The sequence below is a fragment of the Mucilaginibacter sp. P2_A4 genome, from assembly GCF_056405015.1.
Genome location: NZ_JBFUCX010000006.1, coordinates 182,006 through 205,645, shown reverse-complemented (window position 1 = coordinate 205,645; position 23,640 = coordinate 182,006). Strand labels below are relative to the sequence as shown.

The window sequence follows — 23,640 nt, the reverse complement described above, 5'->3', positions numbered from 1 at the left end:
TTGTTTGTTTGAGTTCTTATTAAAAAAAGCGTGATCGTATAGCTATTGTACAGTTAATGTTCCCAATGATTTCTGCAGATCAATTTTACTGGCCAGCAGCTGGAACAAGGCATTATAATAGTTCAGTTCGGCAGTGCGCAGGTCTGATTGTGCTACAATAACATCAAGGTAAGTTTTAACACCTTCGCGGTATTGCAGACTTACTATTTTATATACATCCTTTGCCAGATCAACATTTTCCCTTACCAGCCTGTAACTGGTATAATTGCTTTTATAACTGGCCAAAGCCTGCACATACTCTGTATTGATACTGTTCCTGGTGTTTACTATATCCAGATCGGTACGCTCAACCTGTAATCTTGCTTTGGCTAAATTCTGAAGGCGCTTGCCACCCTGAAAAATGGGCAAACTTAAAGAAAGGCCCGCGTAGCCTGTTGGATAGGCATTACTATAAAGATTGTTAAAATCATGATTAAAGTATGCATAATTATAACTGCCAACCGCGGATATTGAAGGCAGGAAACCGTAGCGGTAATAATTAATATTTAAATTTTTAAGTGCTTTTGAACTTTGCAGCAACCGATATTCGATGCGGTTATTTACATCCAGGGTTTGATTGGTATCGATAGAAGCTTCCTGTTCATACCGCGTTGAATCATATGCCAGTGTTAATGGCTTTTCGCCACCAATACCCATGATCTGTTTTAAATAGGCTGTTTTACTTTTTATCGATTCTTCTGTTGCCTTACGTGAAGCTATCGAATTATTAAGGGCGATGGTTGCCTGTTTATAATCTGTTTTGTCAGATACGCCGGCCTGGTACCGGTTGGTGGCATCCTTTAAGCTGCGTTGTAACCGGGTGATATCCTCGTTGGTTATGTCAAGTTGTTTTTGCGATAACAAAACATCAAAAAAAGCTTTGCTCACATCTGATATAACCGATATCTGCGTGCTCAGCGTGTTCTCTCTATAATACTCGCGCGAGTATCTGGATGCCTTTGAAGCCAGGAATACATCATTATTATATAATACCTGCGATGCGGTAACCCCCAGCGTTGACAGGTTACGGATACTGCCACTGTTTGACGGAATGTTTGCACCTGATGCGCCTGCCTGCGGATTACCCTTAAAATAGTAGTTATATATACCAGATGAGTTAAGCTGCGGAAGCCAACCTGATAGCCCTATCCTGATATCGCGCTCATTGATTTGCTCATCAATAGAAGCCTGCCGTACTGCTGGCTGATTGCGCAACGCATAATCAACTGCCTGTTTAAGCGATACCGGCCCACCAATAGTATCAGCACCACCTTGCGCAAAAACCGGCAAATGTAAAATTAATGTTAAATTGATTACTGTTAAGAGGGATAGGTACTTTAGTTTTTTCATGCTGTAGAAAATAGATGTCAATGTAAACCGACATGAACTAAAAAACAAAATCGTTATAGTTTTATACAATTACACAGGGGACGTGCGAATATGTGATTAATATCAACAAAATATTGTGAACCACCAAAATATTACGTAAATTATATAAAAGCGTGGCAAAAACCTATGAATTTCTCGTTTTTACAAAAAAATGAAAATATTAGGTGCGAAATAAACAAAAAAATTAATTAATTTGCCATGTGATATGAGCACAGCTTTACCTGTTAGGTTAAACTAATGATAAGCTATTTTTAAAAAAATTACACTTACCGTATAAGTTATTTGCTTATTCATGGTATTTTTACGCAAAATTTAAGCAGAGTTAATACATGGTTAAAAAACTACATGGGAAGATCGCCGAGTTCCAGGTTGCAAATATGCTCCGGGAAAAGGGATTGTATCCTTATTTCAGGCCTATTGAGTCTGCTCAGGACACTGAAGTTTTAATAGATAACAAAAGAGTGTTAATGTTTGGTTCTAACTCCTACTTAGGCCTTACCAATCACCCTAAAATTAAGGAAGCTTCAAAAAAGGCAATTGATAAATACGGCACAGGATGTGCCGGATCGCGCTTTTTAAATGGTACGCTCGATATCCATATCGAGCTGGAGAACAGGCTTGCCAACTATGTTGGCAAAGAAGCCACCGTACTATTCAGCACTGGTTACCAGGTAAACCTGGGTGTACTATCATGCATTACCGGCCGTAATGATTATATCATTTTAGATGAGTATGATCATGCCTGTATCATTGATGGCAGCAGGCTTTCGTTTTCCAAAGTAATCAAATATGCTCACAACGATATGAATGATCTGCGACGCAAACTGGCCTTATTGCCAGAGGACGCCGTGAAAATCATTGCCGTTGATGGTATATTCAGCATGGAAGGTGATATTGTTAAACTACCGCAAATAGTTGCCCTTGCCGATCAGTTTGGTGCCAACATCATGATTGATGATGCGCACAGCCTTGGTGTAATTGGTCACAAAGGTGCCGGTACCGCTTCGCACTTTAACCTTACAGATGATGTTGATCTTATTATGGGTACCTTTAGTAAATCACTGGCATCATTAGGTGGCTTTATTGCCAGCGATAAGGATACTATTGATTACATCAAGCACCGTGCAAGATCACTGATGTTTAGCGCAAGTATGCCGCCGGGATCTGTTGCCAGCGTTATTGCAGCATTGGATATTGTTGAAACGGAGCCGGAAAGAATCCAGAAACTTTGGGATAATACCAATTATGCCATGAAATTGTTACTGGATGAAGGTTTTGACCTTGGCCCTACCGAGAGCCCGATACTACCTATTTACGTACGTGATAACGAAAAAACTTTCCTTGTAACCAAGCAATTACAGGCAGATGGTGTTTTTGTTAACCCGGTAGTTTCACCTGCGGTTCCTTCAGATTCATCATTACTGCGTTTCTCATTAATGGCAACTCATACATTTGCACAAATTGATGAAGCCGTTGAAAAACTTGCAAAAGCATTTAAAGAAGTAGGCGTTACTTCTGTTAAAGAAAAAATATAATAATCTAATAAAATGTCCGTGTGTATATTTGGCTGCTGTTTAACAAAACAAGCCTATACACACGGACTTTTACGTTCATACAGCCCAAGGGCATTCAATTAGTATACACTACTACTCATGATAAAAATTGTAACGGTTAGTTCAAAAAGCGAATTGGCCTCCTTTATTGATTTTCCGCATGATTTGTATGAGGGCGACCCAAATTACGTTCCCGAGCTGTTCATAGCCCAGCGCGATTTGTTAACCAAACACCCTTTTCATAAGCACAATAAAGTACAGCCTTTTTTAGCGTACCGCGATGGTAAGATAGTTGGCAGGATAGCCGCCATCCTTAACAACGCGCACAACCAATACAATAAAAAGAACGATGGCTTTTTTGGTTTTTTTGATTGTGTAGATGATACCGAAGTTTCAAACCTGCTGTTTGATGTGGTTACGGGCTGGCTTAAAGATAAAGGTGTTACCGGCAAATTATTAGGCCCGGTAAACTTTAGTACCAATGAACCCTGCGGCTTACTGATACAAGGTTTTGATAGCCCTCCGTTTTTAATGCAAACCTACAACAAGCCCTATTATGCTAAGCTGATAGAAAGCTATGGTTTGGATAAAGATGTCGACCTGATTGCCTGGCATTGGGATGGGCAGGCTTATGACGATAAATCGGTAAGGTTGTTAAACTCCCTGGAGGAACGCTTAAAACGCAATAACATTATCATCCGCAAGGTTAGCCTTAAAAACTTTAAAGAAGAAACCATTAAACTACGCGAGGTATACAACTCGGCCTGGGATCAAAATACAGGCTTTGTGCCATTAACAGATGATGAGTTTGATTACCTGGCCAAAGATCTTAAACTGATCCTCGACCCCGATTTCGCATTGGTTGCCGAGCAGGATGGCAAGATAGTTGCCTTTGGTTTAGCACTGCCAAACTATAACGAGATCTTTCAAAAAATAAAACGCGGCCGCTTATTGCCAACTGGTATTTTCAAATTGCTGTTTGGCAAAAAAAGCATCCAAAGCATTCGCATTTATGCCTTGGGTGTGGTAGACGGTTACCGTAAAATGGGTATCGAAGCTTGTTTATATGGCACCATCATTCGCGAGTACAAAGCTAAAGGCTTTAAGCATGCCGAGGCAGGATGGACTTTGGAACATAATGAAATGGTGAACCGCGCAATTGAAGCTATTAAAGGCGATCCGTACAAAAAATACAGGTTATATCAGAAAGCGATATGAGGGAACGGGTTTTAATAACCGGGGCAAGTGGGTTTGCAGGATTTCACATTATTGAGGAAGCGTTACAAAACAACCTTGAAGTGTATGCCGCGGTGCGCAAGAGCAGCAAGACAGATCATTTAAAACATTTCGATATCAAGTTTATAAATCTTGATTACAACGATCTTTCAGTCCTAAAACAACAATTAACCGTCATAAAGCCCGATTATATAATTCATGCGGCGGGTGTTACGGCGGCCAAATCAGAGGCAGCGTACAACCATATTAATGCCACTCATACCTTCAACCTGGCATCGGCAGCCACACAGGCAGATATTAATCTAAAAAAATTCGTACTCATCAGCAGCCTTGCTGCACTTGGCCCGCTTAAAACATTGGTGGGTACCATTAGTGAAAACATAAAGCCCAATCCGGTAACCGCTTACGGCCGCAGCAAGCTATTAGCCGAAGAACAACTTAAAACCGTACAAAACTTAAGTTATACCATTTTACGCCCTACTGCCATTTATGGCCCGCGGGATACTGGCATATTCATATTTTTTAAGCAGCTTACACGTGGCCTTGAACCTTACATGGGCAGTGCCGAGCAAAAGCTCACCTTTATATATGTTAAAGATGTTGCAAAAGCAGCCATAAAATCATTGTATGACTGGAATGTTACAGCATATAATTTAAGCGATGGCAATTTTTACAGCAAATATGAGTTAGCTAATTTAGCAAAGGAAGCGCTGAGCTTAAAAACCTTCAAATTTCATTTGCCTGTAATATTTATAAAAATAATAGCGTTGGTATCAGAAAAAGTAAGTTATTTGACCAATAAAGCTGCTATCTTAAATTCAGAAAAGCTAAACGAGCTTATGGCCGTAAACTGGTCTGTTGATATTGAAAAGGCAAAATCAGAACTTGGGTTCTATCCTGCCTATAACTTAAAGAAGGGCTTAACTGAAACGCTGAAATGGTATAGAGCCAATGACTGGCTGTAGCACCGTAATTAAATAATCATTACAAAAACGAATATTTTAAATTGACAAAAAAAGAAACTAAAATCATTTACTTAAACGTTTAAGTAACTTTAAAATCAAGCACTTAGCATAAACTGACACAGTTTGTATTTCATATTAAAACGAGCAAGAAAAACCGGTAAAGCCCAGTAGCGGCTTGGCCACCAAACAACAATTAAAACAATAAATAATTACAATGAAAATCAAAATTTCTCCTGCCGAAGGCAAGCTGGGTATACTTATCCCTGGTTTAGGCGCAGTAGCCACCACATTGATTGCCGGCGTTGAAGCTGTAAAAAAAGGCATCTCGCAGCCAATTGGTTCCCTTACACAAATGGGACACATTCGTTTAGGCAAAAGAACCGAAAACCGCAATCCTAAAATTAATGAGTTTGTTCCGCTTGCGCAATTAAACGATGTTGTTTTTGGCGGATGGGATGTTTATGAAGATAACGTTTTTGAAGCTGCATCAAACGCTAAAGTGCTTGATGCCTCTTTATTAAACGCCGTAAAAACCGAGTTGGAAGCCATTGTGCCTATGAAGGCGGCTTTTGACCATAACTACGCCAAAAACCTTATTGGCACCCACGTTAAAACCGGTACTCGTTATGAACTTGCCCAACAGGTAATGGAGGACATTAAAAACTTCAAAGAAAAAAACGGACTTGACAGAGTTGTATTGATATGGTGTGGATCAACAGAAATTTATTATGAAGCATCAGCTATCCACCAATCACTTGCAGCTTTTGAACAAGCTTTAAAGGATGATGATAAACTGATAGCGCCAAGTATGATATATGCTTATGCTGCTTTAAAATTAGGTGTACCTTTCTCAAATGGCGCCCCTAACTTAACAGTTGATATCCCGGCTTTAATTGAGCTATCTAAACTAACCAAAACCCCTATCGCCGGTAAAGATTTTAAAACCGGTCAAACTTTAATGAAAACAGTTTTAGCTCCCGGCTTAGCTGCACGTTCATTGGGTGTACGCGGATGGTTCTCTACCAACATCCTGGGTAACCGCGATGGCCTGGTATTGGATGATCCGGATAACTTTAAAACCAAAGAAGTGTCAAAATTAGGCGTACTGGAAGATATTTTCAAACCAGAAGATAACCCGGAACTTTATGGTAACATTTACCACAAAATCCGTATCGACTACTACCCTCCGCATGGCGATAACAAAGAAAGCTGGGATAACATTGACATTTTTGGCTGGTTAGGTTACAAAATGCAGATCAAGATTAACTTTCTTTGCCGCGACTCAATCCTGGCTGCTCCTATAGCGCTTGACCTTGCTTTATTTAGCGACCTGGCAAAAAGAGCCGGACTGAGTGGCATACAGGAGTGGTTATCCTTCTACCTGAAATCGCCGCAAACTGCACCGGGCTTACATGCTGAAAATGATATATTTAAACAGCTGATTAAATTAGAAAACACCCTCCGCTATTTAATGGGCGAGGATTTGATAACCCATCTTGGTTTAGATTACTATGATGATATGTTTGCCGAAGAGGCATAATAAAATAACATAAAACAAAAACAGCCGCACTGGGATTTATCACCTGGTGCGGCTGTTTTATTTAAACATACTTTTTAGTTAACAATATCCTTTAAGTTAAGCTGTTAATAATTGTTAAATTACAGCTGTCTATAGCTGTAAAACATATCATTTTACTTAAAATTGCACCCGAACTTAATAATCACATCTAAAAATCAACATTTTACGTAATTTGCATATATTACCTTCAACAAAAGTTATAATATAAATTAATTAGTATCGTTTGCGCATTAGTATAATTTAAAGGTAATTTATTTGAAGGTAAATGGCATTGCAACTGATGTAGGCAATATTTGACTTTTTGACCACATTAGTCTGTAGGGATTTTTTTTACCTTTGAAACGCGGTTACAGACCATGTTTAAAGGTTGTAAAGGGTGCAGGAAACGTGCTAAAAAGCAGGTGAATCACCAGACAGATCGACTGGATAGAAAAGTGCTAAGCGATTGATCGATCTATAATTTTGGACTGATAATTTACAATATCAGCAATCAAAAGGGGTTTCAGTGTTCAGGTTGCTGGTTACTATTTATCAATCAAAAAAAGTTTGTATCTGCATAATTGCATAAAGTACATGGAGTTTAAAAAATTTTACAAAAGTTTATTCTTTTCAATATTTCTTTTATCTGCTACATCATTATTTGCCCAAACTACTATAATAACGGGAACGGTAACTGATGCAAGCAATAAACAAACCCTCCCATACGTAGTGGTTGGTTTTACCGGCACCACTACAGGTGTTACCACTGATAATAACGGTAAGTACCGCCTTTCAACAAACCAACTTTCATACAAACAAATAAAAATATCGTTTTTAGGTTATAAAGATGCTTTTTTAGCAGTTGTACCCGGTAAAGAGCAAGTTATCAATGTAAAGCTATTCCCTTCGGCTCAGCAACTGAACGAGGTTAATATTAAAGCCGGCAAAAAGCCTAAATACCGTAACAAGGATAACCCCGCGGTTGAATTGATTCGTAAGGTTATAGAAAACAAAGAGAAAAACCGCCCCGAACACTACGACTATGTAGAGTATAGGGAATATGATAAAATGATGTTTGGCGCTGCCAATGTTTCGGCACAGTTTTCTGACCGTAAATTTTTCAGAAAGTATAAGTTCATTTTAGATAACCGGGATAGCACCTCCGTGCCGGGTAAATCAATACTTCCTATTTTCCTGAACGAGAAAATTTTGCAAAACTATTACCGCAAAAACCCAGAAAAAAACCGGGAGATAATTTTGGGCGAAAAAAATGTAAACTTTGGCCCCGCGGTTGATAATGCTGGTTTAGCGCAATATTTTAAACACCTCTATGGCAAGGTTGATATTTACGACAACAACGTTTTCCTGATTACAAGTCAATTTTTAAGCCCGATATCAAACAACTCCCCTAATTATTATAAGTTTTTTATCACTGATACAATTACTGATAGTAAAAACCAAAAACTGGTTCAATTAAGTTTTACGCCCCGCAATAGCAATGATGTATTATTTGAGGGTAGTATCTATATAACCCTTGATGGTAATTATGCGGTTCAAAAAGCTACTTTATTAGTAAATAAGCACATCAATATCAACTTCATCAGATCGATCCAGGTCGACCTTGATTTTGAACAAAACCCCGATGGCCGTTACCACCTAAGCAAGAGCAATACCACTGCCGATTTTGGCGCATCAAAAAAAGATGCTAAAAGCAGTTTATTCGGTATGCGTACCATAACCTTCGGTAATTACATAGTAAACAAGCCCCGCCCGGATACAGCATATACCAAGCAATCAGAAGAAGCATCAGATGAAGCACGGAACCGGAGCGAAGCTTTCTGGGCACAAAACCGCCTGGATACTTTAACAACTGCCGAATCAAAAGTTTACAAAAACATCGACAGCTTAAAAAACATGCCATCCTTTAAGCGTACCGTTGATATTGCCACCCTGCTGCTTGCAGGCTACAAGGGCTTTGGTAAGTTTGAAATTGGCCCCGCAAATACTTTCTACAGCTTTAACCCTGTAGAGGGATTAAAATTGAGATTTGGTGGCCGTACTACGCCGGAATTGAGCAAACGTTATTACTTTGAAACGTATGCCGCCTACGGTTTTAAAGATCAACGCTGGAAATATTTCCTGAGCGGCACGTACTCTTTAAACAATAAATCAATTTACAAATTCCCTCAAAATTATATCAGGGCAAGCTTTCAACGGGATACCAAAATTCCGGGGTTAAACCTGCAATTTGTTCAGGAAGACAATTTATTGCTATCATTTAAACGTGGTGTAAATGATAAATATCTGTACAATGATAACTACAAGATAGATTATGTACATGAGTTTGAAAGTCACTTTTCATATAGTGCCGGTTTCAACAGATGGACACAGGAACCTGCAGGCTCACTCTATTTTAACAATATTTTAAACGGACAGCCAAATTCGGTTCATGACCTTACAACCACGCAGTTTACTGCCGGGTTACGTTATGCACCGCATGAAGAATTTTACCAGGGAAAAATTTACCGTATACCCATCCCAAATAAATACCCAACTTTTCAATTACAATATACTGCAGCTGTAAAGAGCTTGTTAGGCGGCGAGTACGGTTATCAAAAACTGGACGCACGTATTGATAAGCGTGTTTATGAATCACAATTGGGATATGCCGATGTTAATTTAAGCGGCGGTAAAACGTTTGGTTCGGTACCATATCCATTATTAACTATTCACCAGGCCAACCAAACATATGCGTATGATATTGATTCATACAACTTAATGAACTTTTTGGAGTTTGCGAGTGATAAATACGCAAGCTTCAGGATAGATCAGCATTTTATGGGTTTCTTTTTTAATAAAGTACCTTTGTTGAAAAAATTAAAGTGGCGCGAAGTATTTTCGGCAAAAGTTTTGTACGGTGGTTTAAGTGATCAAAACAATCCAAACCTACATCCGTCATTATATCAGTTTCCAATTGATGGCAATGGCGTTCCTATTACTTATACGCTTGGTAAAACACCTTACGTGGAAGGTAGCGTTGGTGTTGAAAATATATTTAAATTTATACGAATTGATTTTGTTAAGAGGTTAAACTATTTAGATCACCCGGATATCTCCTCATGGGGCTTCCGCGTAAGGATTAAATTTGATTTTTAATTTTGTAACATAAAACTATTACAAAGATGGAACAGAAAATATCGCTCAGAACAAACCTGCAATTAGGTATTTACAGGGTTATTGATCCCGTTGTAAAAATTCTGATCAAGGTTGGTTTAACACCAAATGCAGTTACATCAATTGGCTTTGTGTTAAACGTAGGCGTAGCCGCAATATTTATTTTAGGTGCCGAAGAAGGTAACCGTGGCGATTTGCGCTACGTGGGCTGGGCAGGTGGCTTAATACTGTTTGCAGGCTTATTTGATATGCTCGACGGGCAGGTGGCGCGTTTGGGTAATATGAAATCAACCTTTGGAGCGCTGTATGATTCTGTTCTTGACCGTTACAGTGAGCTCATTATGTTCCTGGGTATTTGTTATTATTTGGTTGCCCATCACTATTTTTTAAGTTCGATAGCGGCCTTTATTGCCTTAATAGGTTCTATGATGGTAAGCTACGTGAGGGCACGTGCCGAAGGTTTAGGCGTTGAGGTTAAAGGAGGTTTAATGCAAAGGCCGGAGCGTGTAGTTACCATTGGTCTATGTGCTGCATTAAGCGGAATTGTGGCCCAGTATATTGGCGGTAATTATAAATTATTTGTTCCGGGTATCAAATTCCATGTATTTGAAACCATATCGATATTTACCATTCCAATTGTAATACTGGCTGTATTAACCAATATTACCGCTTTTAACAGGCTTAGGGAAGCTAAAAGGGCTTTAATAAAACAAGAGGAAGAAGATAGGCTATAAGCTTTTAATAGGGCATAAGTTTAATAGTATCCATAAAGGTTCATCCGAAATTGCGATTTCGGAGCACACTCAAGACTTAGCACTTCAGGCTTCAGAGCTGAGCAAAATATCATATCTTCGCGACAATTAAATAATGGCGTTTACTTTAGGTAAATGTTTATTAAAATTTAACCGGATAAATGATTAGTTCCGGCTAATACATTCAACTAAAAAATAAAATAACAGGCAGACAAATCATTAAACATTTTAAACCTGATATGCTATGAAAAAGAATTATGTATCAAACTCACAAGAGTCTGTGAGGATGTTTAAAAGCGACTTTTTAGAGGGTTTATCAAAGGTGCATTATACTGTACCCCTGTATATTTTTGTGCCCGTTATTATATACTCAACATACCTTTCTTTTGACAAGGGTATTGATGTATTAACATACATTGCGCTTTTTATTTTAGGCTTATTTGTGTGGACCATTACGGAGTATATTATGCACCGTTTTGTATTCCATCTTAAACCAAACGAAAACTGGGATTGGGCAAAAAGGCTGCATTTTATCATGCACGGTGTTCATCATGATTACCCCAGCGATGCCAAACGCCTGGTATTGCCCCCATCGCTAAGTATCCCTTTAGCTACAGGTTTTTACTTTTTATTTAAGGCGATATTGCCTGTAAATCATGTTTTCGGTTTTTTCCCTGGTTTTATATTAGGCTACCTGTTTTATGATATATCGCATTACGCTATGCATCACTTTAACTTTAAAAGCGGCTTATTTAAAAAAATTAAACAGCACCACATGTTACATCATTACCAGGATCCCGATAGGGGTTACGGTGTAAGTTCACCACTGTGGGATAAAATATTCCGTTCAGGATTCTTAAAAAAATAAGGTGAATAACACGGCACACACTGGTGTAACAATCAATACCAAAACTGTACTTGTTGTTTCGCTGATTTCATTAGGTTATTTAATACTCTCCTACTTTTTAATAGGTTACAAAACCGATGAACTGATATTGGTATTAATATTCAATTCTCTTTTTTACGCGTCGGCAGTTACCCGCAAGTTTATCCTTGGCTTTAGTATATTCATTGTATACTGGATCATATTTGATTATATGAAAGCCTTTCCAAACTACAAGTTCAACGCTGTACACATAGCCGATATTTACAATTTCGAGAAGCATTTATTTGGCATTCAATACAAAGGCAACCTGTTAACACCTAACGAATACTGGCGGGTAAATGGCAATACATTTATTGATGTGGCTGCAGGCATATTTTATTTATGCTGGATTCCGGTACCGCTTGCTTTTGCAGCCTTCCTGTTTTTTAAAAACAAAAGGCAGTTTCTTAAATTCTCGCTTACGTTTGTGCTGGTAAATTTATTGGGTTTTGTGATATATTATACTTTCCCCGCTGCTCCGCCATGGTATGTACAATATCACGGTTTACTTTTTCATCCACTAACACAAGGCAATACCGCAGGCCTGGCAAAATTTGATGCTTATTTTAACGCGGGTATATTTAAATCTATCTACGCTAAAGGCTCAAATGTTTTTGCGGCAATGCCATCCTTACATTCATCATACCCGGTAATTGTTTTATATTATGGCATTAAAAACCGCCTGGGCATTGTCAATGTTTTTTTTGCAATTGTAATGCTTGGTATTTGGTTTACCGCGGTATATGCAAGTCATCATTATGTGCTTGATGTATTAGCAGGTATCATCTGCGCCAGCATCGGTATTACGCTGTTCAATTTCATACTTTCAAGGTTTAAGCCATTACAGCATTTCATAAGCCGGTACGAGCAGGTTATTGTTTAGTACTGCTATTGAGTAATAACTGTACTGTTTACTATACTACTTGTAACGCGCAATTGAAGCAGAGAAATTCCACTTTATAATCCTGGCCCTGCACTTCTTCTTAAAAACCGCCGTTTCCGCCCCGTATTCGTCATTTCTATCCGCCGTGTATTATTTAGTACAAAGTATTTGATAAAACAGGCACACTATTTGACTATTCAATATTCAAAATATATTGGTATTCGATAGCCCCTATATGAAAAAACTTTTTACCTGTCTCATCTTCATCCTTTTAGCCGGATCAAAATTATCTGCATCTGCGAGTGACCTTGATAGTTTGAAACAAAAACTACAACTCACCAGCGATTCTTTAAAAGGACCTATATACACCCAGATAGCTGCCCAATATTTAAATTATGATACTGTTTTAAACAGGCACGTAAGGTATTATTATCAGGGCGAAGCTTTAAACTATACCATGCTGGCGCTGCATAGCTATTCACGCTTTAATGATACATTGGGCTTACGCACATGTTATAATAACCTGTCGAAAATTTATCGCTCGCAACGCAAATACAGCCAGGCTAAATGGTTTATTTTGCAATCAAATACCATATCGCGATTAAAGAACGATGTACCCAATATAATAGCCTCCTTAATTGAACTATCGGCTATAAAAACCGATATTAAGGACTATACCCTGGCCATGCGCGATTTGAATGAAGCCCTTAAACTTGCAGTCAAAAATATTGATCCTAAAAACGAATCGACCGTACAGGTGGGTTATGCGGCTTTGTACCGGCATATGAAAGATTATGAAAAAGCCACTATCGCAATAAAAAGGCATGAATTTTTGGATGATAGCATCTTACACAAGGCCGAGGAAGACCGCCTTGCACTTATAAATAAAAAGGACTCGGTACAGATAAAAAAACAAGATTCAATCATCGTCAAAAAAAAAGTATATACCTCGACTTACAAAAGAGGGCCCAAACTCAGCTCGGCAAGGCATACAGTCTCGTTATAACGCTCATTATCGCCCTTGCCCTAATGGCCATAGCTGTTATGGTTTATTACTGGCGACGTAAAAAACGCAGTCGCTGGCGCCTTCGGCTCAGGAAACGCAAACAATAAGTGCAACCCGCTATACTATTGAAAATTAAACCTCGTTTCATTTAATTTGTCATACACCATATGAGGAATTTAATTGCAAAAGTAATTTGCATACTTACTATATCATTATCGTTTGGAACCGCCTACGGGCAAAGCGAGCCTTTTAAAAGTGAATTTTTAGCCCGTATAAATGCAGCCCGCAGTAAAGGCTGTAATTGCGGCAATACTTACTTTCCGCCGGCCCCTCCCCTCACCTGGAACAATAAACTATTTGATGCCGCTACAGGCCATGCAAAAGATATGGCAAGAAGCAGTTATTTTAGCCACACCAGCAAAGATGGTCGTAGCATGGAGGATAGAGTGGTTTCTGCAGGATATAAATTTAAAGGCTTTAAAAGCTTCGCCATTGGCGAAAACATTGCCCAGGGACAGCAAAGTATAGCCGAAGTAATGGATGGATGGCTTAAAAGCGAAGGCCATTGCAAAAACCTCATGAACCGCGACTTTAAGGAGGTTGGCATAGCCGAATATAAAACTTACTGGGTACAGGATTTTGGCGGCCGAACCTCATTCACCGCCGAACAACAAAAACTCATCAAATCTGGCAGATATAAACTGATACAGAACTAATACTTGATGTGCAGATATGCAGATTTCAGATGTGCAGATTATTTGTCTGAACCGGGATTAAACAGATTCTTCAGATTTCCCTGATTCTTTTATTAAACCCATTTCAGAAAAATACAAGTTTTAAAATCCGATAATCCAAAAAATCTGTTTAATCCCGGTTTAGATACACTATTCAATATCCCCCGCTTTAATCCTTCGTTCCATAACTTCGCGCCAGGTAGTTAAAATAAATCCTTGTTGTTTTAAAAATGCTTTTAACCGTGGGTCGGTCATGGCCAGCAGGTCGCCTTTGCGTTTTTTGCCTGTGTCAGATATATAGTTAAAATTTGGCGTTGGATTGGTGCAATGCATGATCACCATAGTTAATCCCGGCGATAAACGCCCAATACTTTCAATATAATGATCAGTGTACCATTTTTGAATTTCCTTATCTGTCATTTTATCAATATTGGGCATTTGCCAATCATAGCTTGAATTATGCAGATCATCCAAAACAGGCAACCCTCCCTTCCAGATCATTGCGCCAACTTCTTTAGCTTGCGCTAACGCAGCAGGCTCGGCAATAACCATCCCTTCGGTGTATTTGCCCTGCTTTTTCAAATCGGCGACGGTAGCGGATTTTGCTTCTGCGCGATAAAACAGGTCATCTCCACCGGGAAACATAACCGGGATCTGCTTTTCGATACCCAGTTTAATATACTTTTCCATGTAAGAGGGCTTGGCGAAGAGTGTCCCCATGTGCGAGTCGAGGTGCGTAGGCACAAAGCCCATAATCAAAGCTCTATCCAGCTGTGCCCTTATCTCTTTATCAACCTCATCTGCCGATGCCCTGAAGTACACCTCTACAACAGACGGCCATAAACAACCTTGCTTATCAGTAAGGCCAGGTACCGCGGCTTTACCAGCCAATGGCCCCCAGCGATAGTTATCCCACTCAGATGTTAGGGTTAAATGTAAGCCGGCGTCTGTACCGGGATGTTTATCCAGGTATTTTTTAAAATCGGGTACCCAGGCGCAGGGCATCATCACACTGGTTGATGTTGCTACGCCCTTATCAATAGCTGTCTCTACCCCATCGTTTGATTCGTGCGACATGCCCGCATCATCTACATGCAAAATAATTACGCGTGCTCCTTTAGGCCAGCCAAGTTTTTCGGCATAGGTTTTAGTTTGTTGAGCATGAGTTGCTAAACATGCAGCAATGGCTACAACAAACAGAATGAGTTTTTTCATTGTGATATCGGGCTTATAATTGGTTAATAAATATAGGGATATTGATTATTGATAACAACCACCGCGATATCTAAAAATGAATCTGCAATTACACTTAATTTACTATTTTTGAAATAATGCTTCCTCCTACTAACCACACCCTCGAAAAACTGGAGATGCTGCTTAAAGCAGCAGGTTACCGGGTGCGGTATGAAAAAGGGAACTTTAAAACAGGCGCCTGCCTGTTACTCAATAGCCGTATGGTAATAGTTAACCGTTTCTCGAACCTGGAAAGCAAAATATTAGCTCTTGTTGAACTTTTGCGCGAGCTGGAAGTAGATTTTAAACTGCTTGACGAAAAACAGATTGCATTTTTGCAAGATATTAAACAAACAAAACTGCAACTGTGACCATAACATTTTTAGGAACCGGAACTTCACAGGGCGTACCTGTTATTGCCTGCGAATGCGAGGTTTGTACCTCTGCAAACCCTTACGATAATCGCCTGCGTACTTCTGTTTTAATTGAGGCCGAAGATAAAACCATTGTTATTGATTCCGGGCCGGATTTCAGGTATCAAATGCTGCGTGCCGGTGTAAAGCACCTTGATGCTATTGTATTTACGCACGAGCATAAAGACCATATTGCCGGTATGGATGATATCCGTGCCTTCAATTACCGCCAAAACACACCGATTGATGTTTATGCCGACTTCCGAGTGCAGCGGGCGCTTATCCGCGAATTTCCTTATATTTTTGATGGCAATGGTTATCCCGGAGTTCCGCAGGTAACCGTACATCCTATAGGTTTAAATCCATTTTCTATCGGCAGCGTAACATTTACGCCTGTGGAGGTATTACACTACCTGCTCCCGGTAATGGGCTTCAGGGTAAATGATTTTACCTATATCACTGATGCTAAAACTATATCAGAAGCAGAAAAGGAAAAAATAAGAGGAAGTAAAATATTGGTAATAAACGCACTGCAGAAACAAACCCATATCTCGCATTTTACACTTGCCGAAGCTGTTGCCTTTGCACAGGAAATAGGCGCCGAACAAACTTACCTCACACATATTAGTCACCGCCTGGGTAAGCATGAGGATATTACAAAAGAGCTGCCTCCAAACATCCATTTGGCCTATGATGGCTTAAAGCTGACGATTTAATTACTTAGCTTGTTTAGCGTTATAAAGCGATATAACTTATTCTTTCTATCGCACCTTTATATTGGTTTAAATGGCCGGTATCATGAGCATCAACCCTCCCCTTTATAGTGACATGCTTATCATTTATCTGGATAAACTGACCGTCATTATATTGAAACAGGCCTATTCGTGTCCCCTCTAAATAAAGCGGGCAATCAGGGTTAAAATCTATCCAGATGGCTTGCGTAATTGAATGATCTGCAAAAAGGCTATCATTAAATAAAGCCGACTGCTCTGGTGCCTCAACATATTTCCCGGTCACCTCAACATATTGCTTATCATATTTTTTAAGATGATTTACCAGCTCTGTAAAAGCAACACGCTTGTAAACCGGTGAATAATCATCATTGCAATCGCTTTTAAAAATCTTTTTACCGGGGTTGCAGCCAAATAACAATGCCATTAAAACAGCGGGGAGCAACATTTTGATCGGACATCTGGGCATCATCATCAATAAAAAAACAAAGTACATTCCTGAGCATGAATATACCCAAAACTAATGTGCTTAAGTATTTGTAATGCAATTTATACAAAGCCACCTGCTTTAAATTCATGTAATGGTTGCGCCGTATCCTATAATGCTATATTTTATTTATTCAACTCCCTTAGCACATTCCTGATATACACGCCAGCAGGTGTTAAATTAACATCAGTCCAACCACCGTATATGGGAGCATCTTTTTGTAAAATGGCCGTGGTTTCGTGTTTATCTGTAATGTTCCAATTGGCCCAGCTAAGCTGATTATCTTCCATCCATTTTAACCAGGTTTGAGTTTTTTGCAAATTAAATTCACCGTCGCCATTAGCCTCGCCAACACCCCATTCGGTGATGATGAGTGGTAAACCAAGCTTTATAGCTTTATCTGCCTTCGCGCGCAATACTTCCTGGTGATAGTTGTCGCTGGCATAAAAATGAAAGGAGTAAGCAATATTACTAAAACCGGTGATAGGATCGGCGGCGGCTATATCCACATCCTGATTCCAATTGGGGCTGCCTACCACAATTACATTATTTTTATCGTATTTACGAATAATGGGGATTACCTGCATGGCATAATCTTTAATAGTTTTCCAATCGGTTTTTGCCGGCTCGTTCCATATCTCATAAATTACATTGGGTACACCGGCATACTTTTTTGCCATTTGCTTAAAAAAATCTTTTGAATCTCTTAAATGCAGGTTGGCATGATGGTCGTGCCAGTCTATCAGTACGTAAATACCCTCCCTTATAGCCTGGTCTATTGCATCTGTCACCAATTTTTGCTGCTCATCGGGCTGCTGCAAGTAACCGCCATCGGGCTCAACGCCCATTGCCACTCTAAGTATATAGATCTTGAAATCACCGGCAAGCCAGCTCACTACCCCCGGATTATAATATTTACGCCCCTGCCACAAACTCCATGAAAGACTAATACCCCGCAGCTGTGGCGCAATCCCCTGCTGGTTTACCAACTTACCATACTGCACCCTTAACGCGCCATTGCGGGCAACAGGGCTTAAGTTTTGAGCAAATGTTGCCGTAGTAATGGCCAAAACCAATGGAATAATTAAAAGAAGCCTCATCATTTTATATTTAGATGAGACAATGTAAATAATGAAAATTTATAAATGCCGATTTGTAATAATCGCATTATAATATGTTAAAATCTGACTCTATCAGCAGCTAATACCGCCATTATATGTTGTAACATTTTCAGGCTGATAGTTTTTAATTAGCTAAATATTTTGTTATTTGTAGAAGCTTTTTCAAAACCCGGTTATGCACAGAAGAAATTTCATTAAAACAGGCTCATTAGCAGGTTTAACCATATCAACTTTGGTTGCCGCATCATGCAGCCAGCCATCTACCGATAATAAAAAAACGGATACTACGGCAACCGACAGTAAAGATGACCTGTTTGAACTTTCGGAGGCTACGATAACGGAGCTGCAGGAAAAAATGAAATCCAAACAGTACACTTCGCGCCTGTTAACAGAGCTTTACCTGAAACGTATTGATGAAATTGATAAGAATGGCCCCAAACTTAACTCGGTTATCGAGATTAATAAGGATGCCCTCAGTATGGCCGATGCCATGGATAAAGAGCGCTCACAAGGCAAAGTACGCGGCCCGATGCACGGCATACCAGTACTGATAAAAGACAATATCAACACCGGCGATAATATGCATACTACCGCCGGTTCATTGGCGCTGGGCGATAATTTTGCCAAACAGGATGCCTTTATAGTACATAAACTGCGCGAAGCCGGCGCCGTTTTATTGGGAAAAACCAATTTGAGCGAATGGGCCAACTTCCGGTCCACACACTCTACCAGTGCATGGAGCAGCCGGGGCGGGCAAACCAAATGCCCATATATTCTTGATCGTAACCCCAGTGGCTCAAGCGCCGGATCAGGATCGGCAGTTGCAGCCAATTTGTGCACCATAGCCATCGGCACCGAAACAGACGGATCAATAGTATCGCCATCATCCGTGAACGGATTGGTGGGCATTAAACCTACTGTAGGTTTGTGGAGCCGGACGGGGATTATCCCCATCTCCAAAACCCAGGACACTGCCGGACCAATGGCCCGCACCGTTAAAGATGCCGCCATATTCCTGGGAGCATTAGCGGGTATAGATGCACAGGATAGCTTTACTATTGGCAGCAAGGGAAAAGCTGAAACAGACTACACTAAATTTTTGGATGCCGACGGCCTTCATGGTAAACGTCTCGGGGTTGAAAAATCGGCATTGGAAGGCAACGCCGGCATGGTAGCTTTACTTAAAGATGCCATTAAAACCCTGGAAAGCAAGGGCGCTACAGTAGTTGAAATAGAGCTGAACAAAGAGTTGAAAGAAATTGGCAAAAATGAGTTTAACGTGTTGTTGTATGAATTTAAAGATGGCCTTAACCAATATTTAAGTACAGCCAATGGGAAAGTTAAAACCCTTGCAGATGTAATTGCCTTTAACAAGCAGAACGAGGCCAAAGCCATGCCCTTTTTTAAGCAGGAAACGCTGGAACTTGCACAAGCCAAAGGTGGTTTGAACAGTAAAGAATACCTGGACGCTGTAAAACAAACCAACACTGGTACCCGCAAGGCTATTGATAAAATTCTCACTGATAATAAGCTGGATGCCATCATCGGCCCAACCAATGGCCCCGCTGTCTGCATCGACCTGGTGAATGGCGATTATGATAATGGCTTCTCTTTTTCTGGCCCGGCGGCTATGGCGGGCTATCCGCATATCACTGTACCTATGGGTTTAGTGCAAGGCTTGCCCATTGGCCTGTCATTCTTTAGCACGGCTTACAAAGAGGCGGATATTATTAAATTAGGATATGCTTATGAACAGGCCAGCAAAAAAAGGGTTAAGCCTTTGTTTAAGGTTGATTTGTTAGGATAATTTTGCATGAATCAGAATTTTAAAAATTGACTGTCTTTTTTGCAACTTAGCGCAATATAAATTAAATCAACAAACCCATGGAATTTGGCCGTGTATCTCCCGAAGAATTAGCTGTAACAGATTTTACATTGCCGCCTGATGCAGAATTAACGCTTAGCACACTTAAAGCTGCCAAAAGCAATGCACCTTTAAAGGTGCATGTGGGTTGTGCCAAATGGGGCCGTAAAGAATGGGTGGGGCAAATTTATCCGCCTAAAACCAAAGAGGCTAATTTTTTGGATGAATATGTAAAGCATTTTGATTGTATTGAACTGAACGCCACATTTTATAATATTTATGGCGCGGATACTATTGGTAAATGGAAAGCCAAAGCCGATACCAACCCCGATTTTAAGTTTTGCCCCAAGTTTTCGCAAAGCATCAGCCACATTAAAAGGCTAAAAAATGCAGATGAGATCACCACAAGCTATTATGAAGGCATTATGGCATTTGGCGAAAAACTGGGACCTTTGTTTTTGCAGCTGAGCGATAATTATACGCCTAAAAGCTTCCCGGAATTGAAAGCCTACCTGGAAACTTTACCCAAGGATGTGCCTGTTTTTGTTGAGCTGCGTCACAAGGAATGGTTTTCTGTTGCTGAAAACCGGGACAAGGTATTTCAACTTCTTCATGATCTTAATATCGGCGCGGTAATAACCGATGCCACCGGACGGCGTGATGTGGTACATATGACCTTGCCTACGCCCCACGCGTTTATACGCTTTGTAGGTAATGGCCTGCATCCTTCTGATTACGCACGCGTAGACGAATGGGTTTCACGGATCAAAATCTGGCAACAATTGGGTTTAAGATCGGTATGGTTTTTAATGCACCAGCACGAAGAGGAATTTTCACCGAGACTTGCCGATTATGTGGTAGAAAAACTTAACCAAGAATTAGGCATGCAATTGAAACGGCCTCAATTTATTGAAGCACAAAGCAGCTTGTTTTAATTTGAAACCAGGCCCGATATAACGTTGATGCTTAGCGCCACGATGGCAGTGTTGAAAGCAAAGGAGATCATCCCATGAATCCAGGCCAGGCGGCGGATCTGGCGCGACGAGATCTCCACATCAGATACCTGGAACGTCATCCCAATAACAAAAGAAAAATATACAAAATCAAGATAATCCGGCTCCTTTTCATTGCCCGGAAATTCAAGACCACCTAAAGGCTTTTTCTTGTTATCGTCATCGGGATCAGTGGCATAAAACATGTGCGCGTAGCGTAGGGTAAAAATAGTATGCACAAGCACCCATGATACAATTACCGATGCCATCCCCAATAAAACGTGACCTGTTACGACTGCGGGTGATAACTGTTTAGAGGATTTTAGCAGGAAGAAAATAGCCAGCATACTAATTAAGGATGCAATGATAACAAACAAAAATATCAAGGTACGGCTGGAGTCTTCAATCTTCGCTATCCTGCGAATTTCCATAGGATGAGAGGAAAGGATAATTACCCAGTCCATCAAAATAATCATTAAGGCAAAACTAATCCAGGTAACCAATACCAGGGCTGGCGCGCTAAACCGTCCCCAGGAAAAAAATAATGTACCTGCGCCTACACACAAGGAAACAAGTAAACGGTGATGAGCATCTATCCGTAACCATAACTTCGATTTTTTTTGAAGGCTTGCAGGCATATAGGCTTATACTATGGTAAGTATCAATGTAAATATGGAGATCAATTATGTAGAATTGATGAACTATAGAAAATTTAATCCTCCTCTTCCACAATCCAGGCCACACGGCCTACCTGCCCGTCATCCAGCTGAACCTTAATTCCGCGGGAATGGTAGGTTGCGCTGGTTAACAACCTCTTTACTATTCCCCGGGTAAGGGTGCCGTTACGCTGATCTTTTTTCAGGATGATATCTACTTCAAGCCCCGGGTATATGTCGCTTCTGTTCTGTCCGTTCATATATTGTGGTTTATTTCCCTACCAGTCCCTTTATCGCTCCTTCAACCTTTCCAAAATCAAAGTTTGATAACAGCTTGTTAAACGCGGCAGTGATATGTTCATTGCCCAGGTTACCTATACTGCCTTCATGGGTATGGTTAACGGTTTTATCGGGGCTAAAGTCGCCTTGCTCAATGGCCAGGCCCACTTGTTTGTAGGCATCGCGGAAAGGCGTGCCGCTGAGTACCATGCGATTCACTTCCTCTACACTGAAGAGATAGGCATACTTAGGATCCTTTAATATATCGGTGTTTACCGTAATGTTTTGCAGCATAAAGGTGGCCATATGCAGGCAGCTCTTCAAATCGGCAAAGGCGGGGAACAGGAGTTCTTTAAGCAACTGTAACTCGCGGTGATAGCCCGATGGCAGGTTGGTAGTCATCATGGCTACATCTGTTGGCAGGGCCTGCAGGCGGTTGCATTTACCACGCATAATTTCCCAAACATCGGGGTTCTTTTTATGGGGCATAATGCTGCTGCCGGTGGTCAGTGTATCGGGGTAGCTTACAAAGGCAAAGTTCTGGCTCAGGTACAGCGCCTGGTCCATAGCCATTTTGGCAAGGGTAGCCGCTATAGATGAGAGCGCCTGCGCTATAATACGCTCGGTTTTACCTCTGCCCATCTGGGCGTATACTACATTATAATTAAGACTATCAAAGCCCAATAACTCGGTGGTTAGGGTACGGTTAAGGGGGAACGACGAGCCATAGCCGGCTGCCGAACCCAGCGGGTTCTTATTGGTGATCTTATACGCTGCCAGCACCAGTTCCAGGTCATCGGCGAGGCTTTCGGCATAGGCGCCAAACCAGAGGCCAAATGATGATGGCATGGCCACCTGCAGGTGCGTGTAGCCTGGTAACAATACATCCTTATGTTTTTCGCTTAGCGTTATCAGCTGGCGAAACAAGGTTTCGGTTTCTTCAACTACCTGTTGCAGCTGGTGGCGGAAGAATAGTTTCAGATCAACTAGCACCTGGTCATTACGGGAACGGCCTGAGTGGATCTTTTTACCGGCGTCGCCAATGCGTTGGGTAAGCAGCATTTCTACCTGCGAGTGTACGTCCTCTACCCCATCTTCGATGGTGAAGTTGCCTGCCTCTATATCGGCATAAATGGCTTTCAGTTCGCGCTGTACAAGTTCAAGATCAGCAACATCCATCAGGCCGATGCTTTGCAGCATGCGGGTGTGCGCCAGGGAGCCCAGCACATCAAAAGCGGCCATTTCCTGGTCGAATTCACGGTCGCGGCCGACGGTAAAACTCTCGACCAGTTGATTAACATTAGTGGTTTTTTGCCATAACTTGCTCATAGTGCAAAGATGTGAAATTTAGTAGCAAGTAGTTAGTATCATGTAGCAAGATTTTAGGAGGGTTTCGTCGGGTCATGGTAATGGATATTATTACCGGGTGTTCGGTTTTTGGTGAGTGTACAGGCGTTGGCGGATTTGGTAAAAATTAGTTTATTGATAGCCAACCAATTAACCGTTCGGTTATTTTTCGCTGAAATAAAAATACACTGATTATCAGTAGTTTATAATTTTAAGAAATCAGTAGCCGAACACCTCCGAACAGTCCTATTGTGCTGACCCGAACACCCTGAAAAGTCAGCGCCAGTTGCCTCGGGAAGGCCG

At 40.7% G+C, this 23,640-nt stretch carries 21 protein-coding genes; 14 read left to right on the top strand and 7 right to left on the bottom strand.

Annotation, left to right across the window (positions count from 1 at the left end; genetic code table 11):
• Window positions 1–42: 42 nt before the first annotated feature.
• Complete coding sequence (locus AC1DYB_RS13590) at window positions 43–1,389, bottom strand: TolC family protein (RefSeq protein WP_477435647.1); 1,347 nt, start codon at window positions 1,387–1,389, stop codon at window positions 43–45.
• Between the two features lie 368 nt (window positions 1,390–1,757).
• On the opposite strand from AC1DYB_RS13590, the gene spt reads away from it, so the two are divergent.
• The 10 genes from spt to AC1DYB_RS13540 all read left to right on the top strand — a co-directional run bounded on the left by spt (window position 1,758) and on the right by AC1DYB_RS13540 (window position 14,196).
• Window positions 1,758–2,963, top strand: coding sequence for a serine palmitoyltransferase (spt, locus tag AC1DYB_RS13585; RefSeq protein ID WP_295712383.1), 1,206 nt, complete (start codon window positions 1,758–1,760; stop codon window positions 2,961–2,963).
• Window positions 2,964–3,080: 117 nt separating this feature from the next.
• On the top strand, window positions 3,081–4,199 hold the full coding sequence (locus AC1DYB_RS13580; RefSeq protein ID WP_477435645.1) for a GNAT family N-acetyltransferase: 1,119 nt from the start codon (window positions 3,081–3,083) through the stop codon (window positions 4,197–4,199).
• Complete coding sequence (locus AC1DYB_RS13575) at window positions 4,196–5,182, top strand: NAD-dependent epimerase/dehydratase family protein (protein ID WP_477435643.1); 987 nt, start codon at window positions 4,196–4,198, stop codon at window positions 5,180–5,182. Before AC1DYB_RS13580 ends, AC1DYB_RS13575 begins: the two co-directional genes overlap by 4 nt.
• Before the next feature lie 214 nt (window positions 5,183–5,396).
• The gene (locus AC1DYB_RS13570; RefSeq protein ID WP_477398917.1) at window positions 5,397–6,722 is read left to right on the top strand and encodes an inositol-3-phosphate synthase; all 1,326 of its coding nucleotides are present in this window, start codon (window positions 5,397–5,399) and stop codon (window positions 6,720–6,722) included.
• A gap of 612 nt (window positions 6,723–7,334) precedes the next feature.
• Entirely contained in the window at window positions 7,335–9,896 is a 2,562-nt protein-coding gene (locus AC1DYB_RS13565; RefSeq protein WP_477398919.1) for a DUF5686 family protein, read from the top strand.
• 26 nt (window positions 9,897–9,922) lie between these two features.
• A complete protein-coding gene (locus AC1DYB_RS13560) occupies window positions 9,923–10,648 on the top strand; it encodes a CDP-alcohol phosphatidyltransferase family protein (protein ID WP_295712371.1) in 726 nt (241 codons plus the stop codon).
• Between the two features lie 262 nt (window positions 10,649–10,910).
• A complete protein-coding gene (locus AC1DYB_RS13555; protein ID WP_477435640.1) occupies window positions 10,911–11,534 on the top strand; it encodes a sterol desaturase family protein in 624 nt (207 codons plus the stop codon).
• A gap of 1 nt (window position 11,535) precedes the next feature.
• The gene (locus tag AC1DYB_RS13550) at window positions 11,536–12,474 is read left to right on the top strand and encodes a phosphatase PAP2 family protein (RefSeq protein WP_477435638.1); all 939 of its coding nucleotides are present in this window, start codon (window positions 11,536–11,538) and stop codon (window positions 12,472–12,474) included.
• A gap of 235 nt (window positions 12,475–12,709) precedes the next feature.
• On the top strand, window positions 12,710–13,480 hold the full coding sequence (locus AC1DYB_RS13545) for a hypothetical protein (RefSeq protein ID WP_295712364.1): 771 nt from the start codon (window positions 12,710–12,712) through the stop codon (window positions 13,478–13,480).
• Window positions 13,481–13,647: 167 nt separating this feature from the next.
• Entirely contained in the window at window positions 13,648–14,196 is a 549-nt protein-coding gene (locus tag AC1DYB_RS13540) for a CAP domain-containing protein (protein WP_295712362.1), read from the top strand.
• A gap of 168 nt (window positions 14,197–14,364) precedes the next feature.
• Here AC1DYB_RS13540 and AC1DYB_RS13535 read toward each other — a convergent pair whose 3' ends face one another.
• A complete protein-coding gene (locus AC1DYB_RS13535) occupies window positions 14,365–15,429 on the bottom strand; it encodes a polysaccharide deacetylase family protein (protein WP_477435635.1) in 1,065 nt (354 codons plus the stop codon).
• 116 nt (window positions 15,430–15,545) lie between these two features.
• On the opposite strand from AC1DYB_RS13535, the gene AC1DYB_RS13530 reads away from it, so the two are divergent.
• Both AC1DYB_RS13530 and AC1DYB_RS13525 read left to right on the top strand, forming a co-directional pair.
• A complete protein-coding gene (locus AC1DYB_RS13530) occupies window positions 15,546–15,818 on the top strand; it encodes a hypothetical protein (RefSeq protein ID WP_295712357.1) in 273 nt (90 codons plus the stop codon).
• Window positions 15,815–16,576 (top strand): MBL fold metallo-hydrolase, encoded by a 762-nt coding sequence (locus AC1DYB_RS13525; RefSeq protein WP_477435633.1) that lies wholly within the window; start codon window positions 15,815–15,817, stop codon window positions 16,574–16,576. The genes AC1DYB_RS13530 and AC1DYB_RS13525 overlap by 4 nt, the downstream gene beginning before the upstream one ends.
• 19 nt (window positions 16,577–16,595) lie before the next feature.
• Here AC1DYB_RS13525 and AC1DYB_RS13520 read toward each other — a convergent pair whose 3' ends face one another.
• Window positions 16,596–17,018 carry a hypothetical protein gene (locus AC1DYB_RS13520; RefSeq protein WP_477435631.1) on the bottom strand — a complete coding sequence of 141 codons (423 nt, stop codon included), beginning with the start codon at window positions 17,016–17,018 and terminating at the stop codon, window positions 16,596–16,598.
• Between the two features lie 185 nt (window positions 17,019–17,203).
• On the bottom strand, window positions 17,204–18,181 hold the full coding sequence (locus AC1DYB_RS13515) for a glycoside hydrolase family 5 protein (protein ID WP_477435629.1): 978 nt from the start codon (window positions 18,179–18,181) through the stop codon (window positions 17,204–17,206).
• A gap of 193 nt (window positions 18,182–18,374) precedes the next feature.
• Between AC1DYB_RS13515 and AC1DYB_RS13510 the strand changes: the two genes are divergently transcribed.
• A complete protein-coding gene (locus AC1DYB_RS13510; protein WP_477435627.1) occupies window positions 18,375–20,006 on the top strand; it encodes an amidase in 1,632 nt (543 codons plus the stop codon).
• Window positions 20,007–20,083: 77 nt separating this feature from the next.
• Window positions 20,084–20,998: a DUF72 domain-containing protein gene (locus AC1DYB_RS13505; protein ID WP_477435625.1), complete on the top strand. Its 915-nt coding sequence runs from the start codon at window positions 20,084–20,086 to the stop codon at window positions 20,996–20,998.
• Here the strand turns inward: AC1DYB_RS13505 and AC1DYB_RS13500 are convergent.
• The 3 genes from AC1DYB_RS13500 to argH all read right to left on the bottom strand — a co-directional run bounded on the left by AC1DYB_RS13500 (window position 20,995) and on the right by argH (window position 23,319).
• The gene (locus AC1DYB_RS13500; RefSeq protein WP_477435623.1) at window positions 20,995–21,693 is read right to left on the bottom strand and encodes a DUF1345 domain-containing protein; all 699 of its coding nucleotides are present in this window, start codon (window positions 21,691–21,693) and stop codon (window positions 20,995–20,997) included. The genes AC1DYB_RS13505 and AC1DYB_RS13500 overlap by 4 nt on opposite strands.
• A gap of 74 nt (window positions 21,694–21,767) precedes the next feature.
• A complete protein-coding gene (locus AC1DYB_RS13495; protein ID WP_295712337.1) occupies window positions 21,768–21,971 on the bottom strand; it encodes a YwbE family protein in 204 nt (67 codons plus the stop codon).
• A 10-nt stretch (window positions 21,972–21,981) separates the two neighbouring features.
• Window positions 21,982–23,319, bottom strand: coding sequence for an argininosuccinate lyase (argH, locus tag AC1DYB_RS13490; RefSeq protein ID WP_477435620.1), 1,338 nt, complete (start codon window positions 23,317–23,319; stop codon window positions 21,982–21,984).
• Between the last annotated feature and the right edge of the window lie 321 nt (window positions 23,320–23,640).

Coding starts and splice junctions, on each gene's coding strand:
- AC1DYB_RS13590 (WP_477435647.1), bottom strand. CDS start 1,389: ATGAAAAAACTAAAGTACCTATCCCTCTTAACAGTAATCAATTTAACA.
- spt (WP_295712383.1), top strand. CDS start 1,758: ATGGTTAAAAAACTACATGGGAAGATCGCCGAGTTCCAGGTTGCAAAT.
- AC1DYB_RS13580 (WP_477435645.1), top strand. CDS start 3,081: ATGATAAAAATTGTAACGGTTAGTTCAAAAAGCGAATTGGCCTCCTTT.
- AC1DYB_RS13575 (WP_477435643.1), top strand. CDS start 4,196: ATGAGGGAACGGGTTTTAATAACCGGGGCAAGTGGGTTTGCAGGATTT.
- AC1DYB_RS13570 (WP_477398917.1), top strand. CDS start 5,397: ATGAAAATCAAAATTTCTCCTGCCGAAGGCAAGCTGGGTATACTTATC.
- AC1DYB_RS13565 (WP_477398919.1), top strand. CDS start 7,335: ATGGAGTTTAAAAAATTTTACAAAAGTTTATTCTTTTCAATATTTCTT.
- AC1DYB_RS13560 (WP_295712371.1), top strand. CDS start 9,923: ATGGAACAGAAAATATCGCTCAGAACAAACCTGCAATTAGGTATTTAC.
- AC1DYB_RS13555 (WP_477435640.1), top strand. CDS start 10,911: ATGAAAAAGAATTATGTATCAAACTCACAAGAGTCTGTGAGGATGTTT.
- AC1DYB_RS13545 (WP_295712364.1), top strand. CDS start 12,710: ATGAAAAAACTTTTTACCTGTCTCATCTTCATCCTTTTAGCCGGATCA.
- AC1DYB_RS13540 (WP_295712362.1), top strand. CDS start 13,648: ATGAGGAATTTAATTGCAAAAGTAATTTGCATACTTACTATATCATTA.
- AC1DYB_RS13535 (WP_477435635.1), bottom strand. CDS start 15,429: ATGAAAAAACTCATTCTGTTTGTTGTAGCCATTGCTGCATGTTTAGCA.
- AC1DYB_RS13530 (WP_295712357.1), top strand. CDS start 15,546: ATGCTTCCTCCTACTAACCACACCCTCGAAAAACTGGAGATGCTGCTT.
- AC1DYB_RS13520 (WP_477435631.1), bottom strand. CDS start 17,018: ATGGCATTGTTATTTGGCTGCAACCCCGGTAAAAAGATTTTTAAAAGC.
- AC1DYB_RS13515 (WP_477435629.1), bottom strand. CDS start 18,181: ATGATGAGGCTTCTTTTAATTATTCCATTGGTTTTGGCCATTACTACG.
- AC1DYB_RS13510 (WP_477435627.1), top strand. CDS start 18,375: ATGCACAGAAGAAATTTCATTAAAACAGGCTCATTAGCAGGTTTAACC.
- AC1DYB_RS13505 (WP_477435625.1), top strand. CDS start 20,084: ATGGAATTTGGCCGTGTATCTCCCGAAGAATTAGCTGTAACAGATTTT.
- AC1DYB_RS13500 (WP_477435623.1), bottom strand. CDS start 21,693: ATGCCTGCAAGCCTTCAAAAAAAATCGAAGTTATGGTTACGGATAGAT.
- AC1DYB_RS13495 (WP_295712337.1), bottom strand. CDS start 21,971: ATGAACGGACAGAACAGAAGCGACATATACCCGGGGCTTGAAGTAGAT.
- argH (WP_477435620.1), bottom strand. CDS start 23,319: ATGAGCAAGTTATGGCAAAAAACCACTAATGTTAATCAACTGGTCGAG.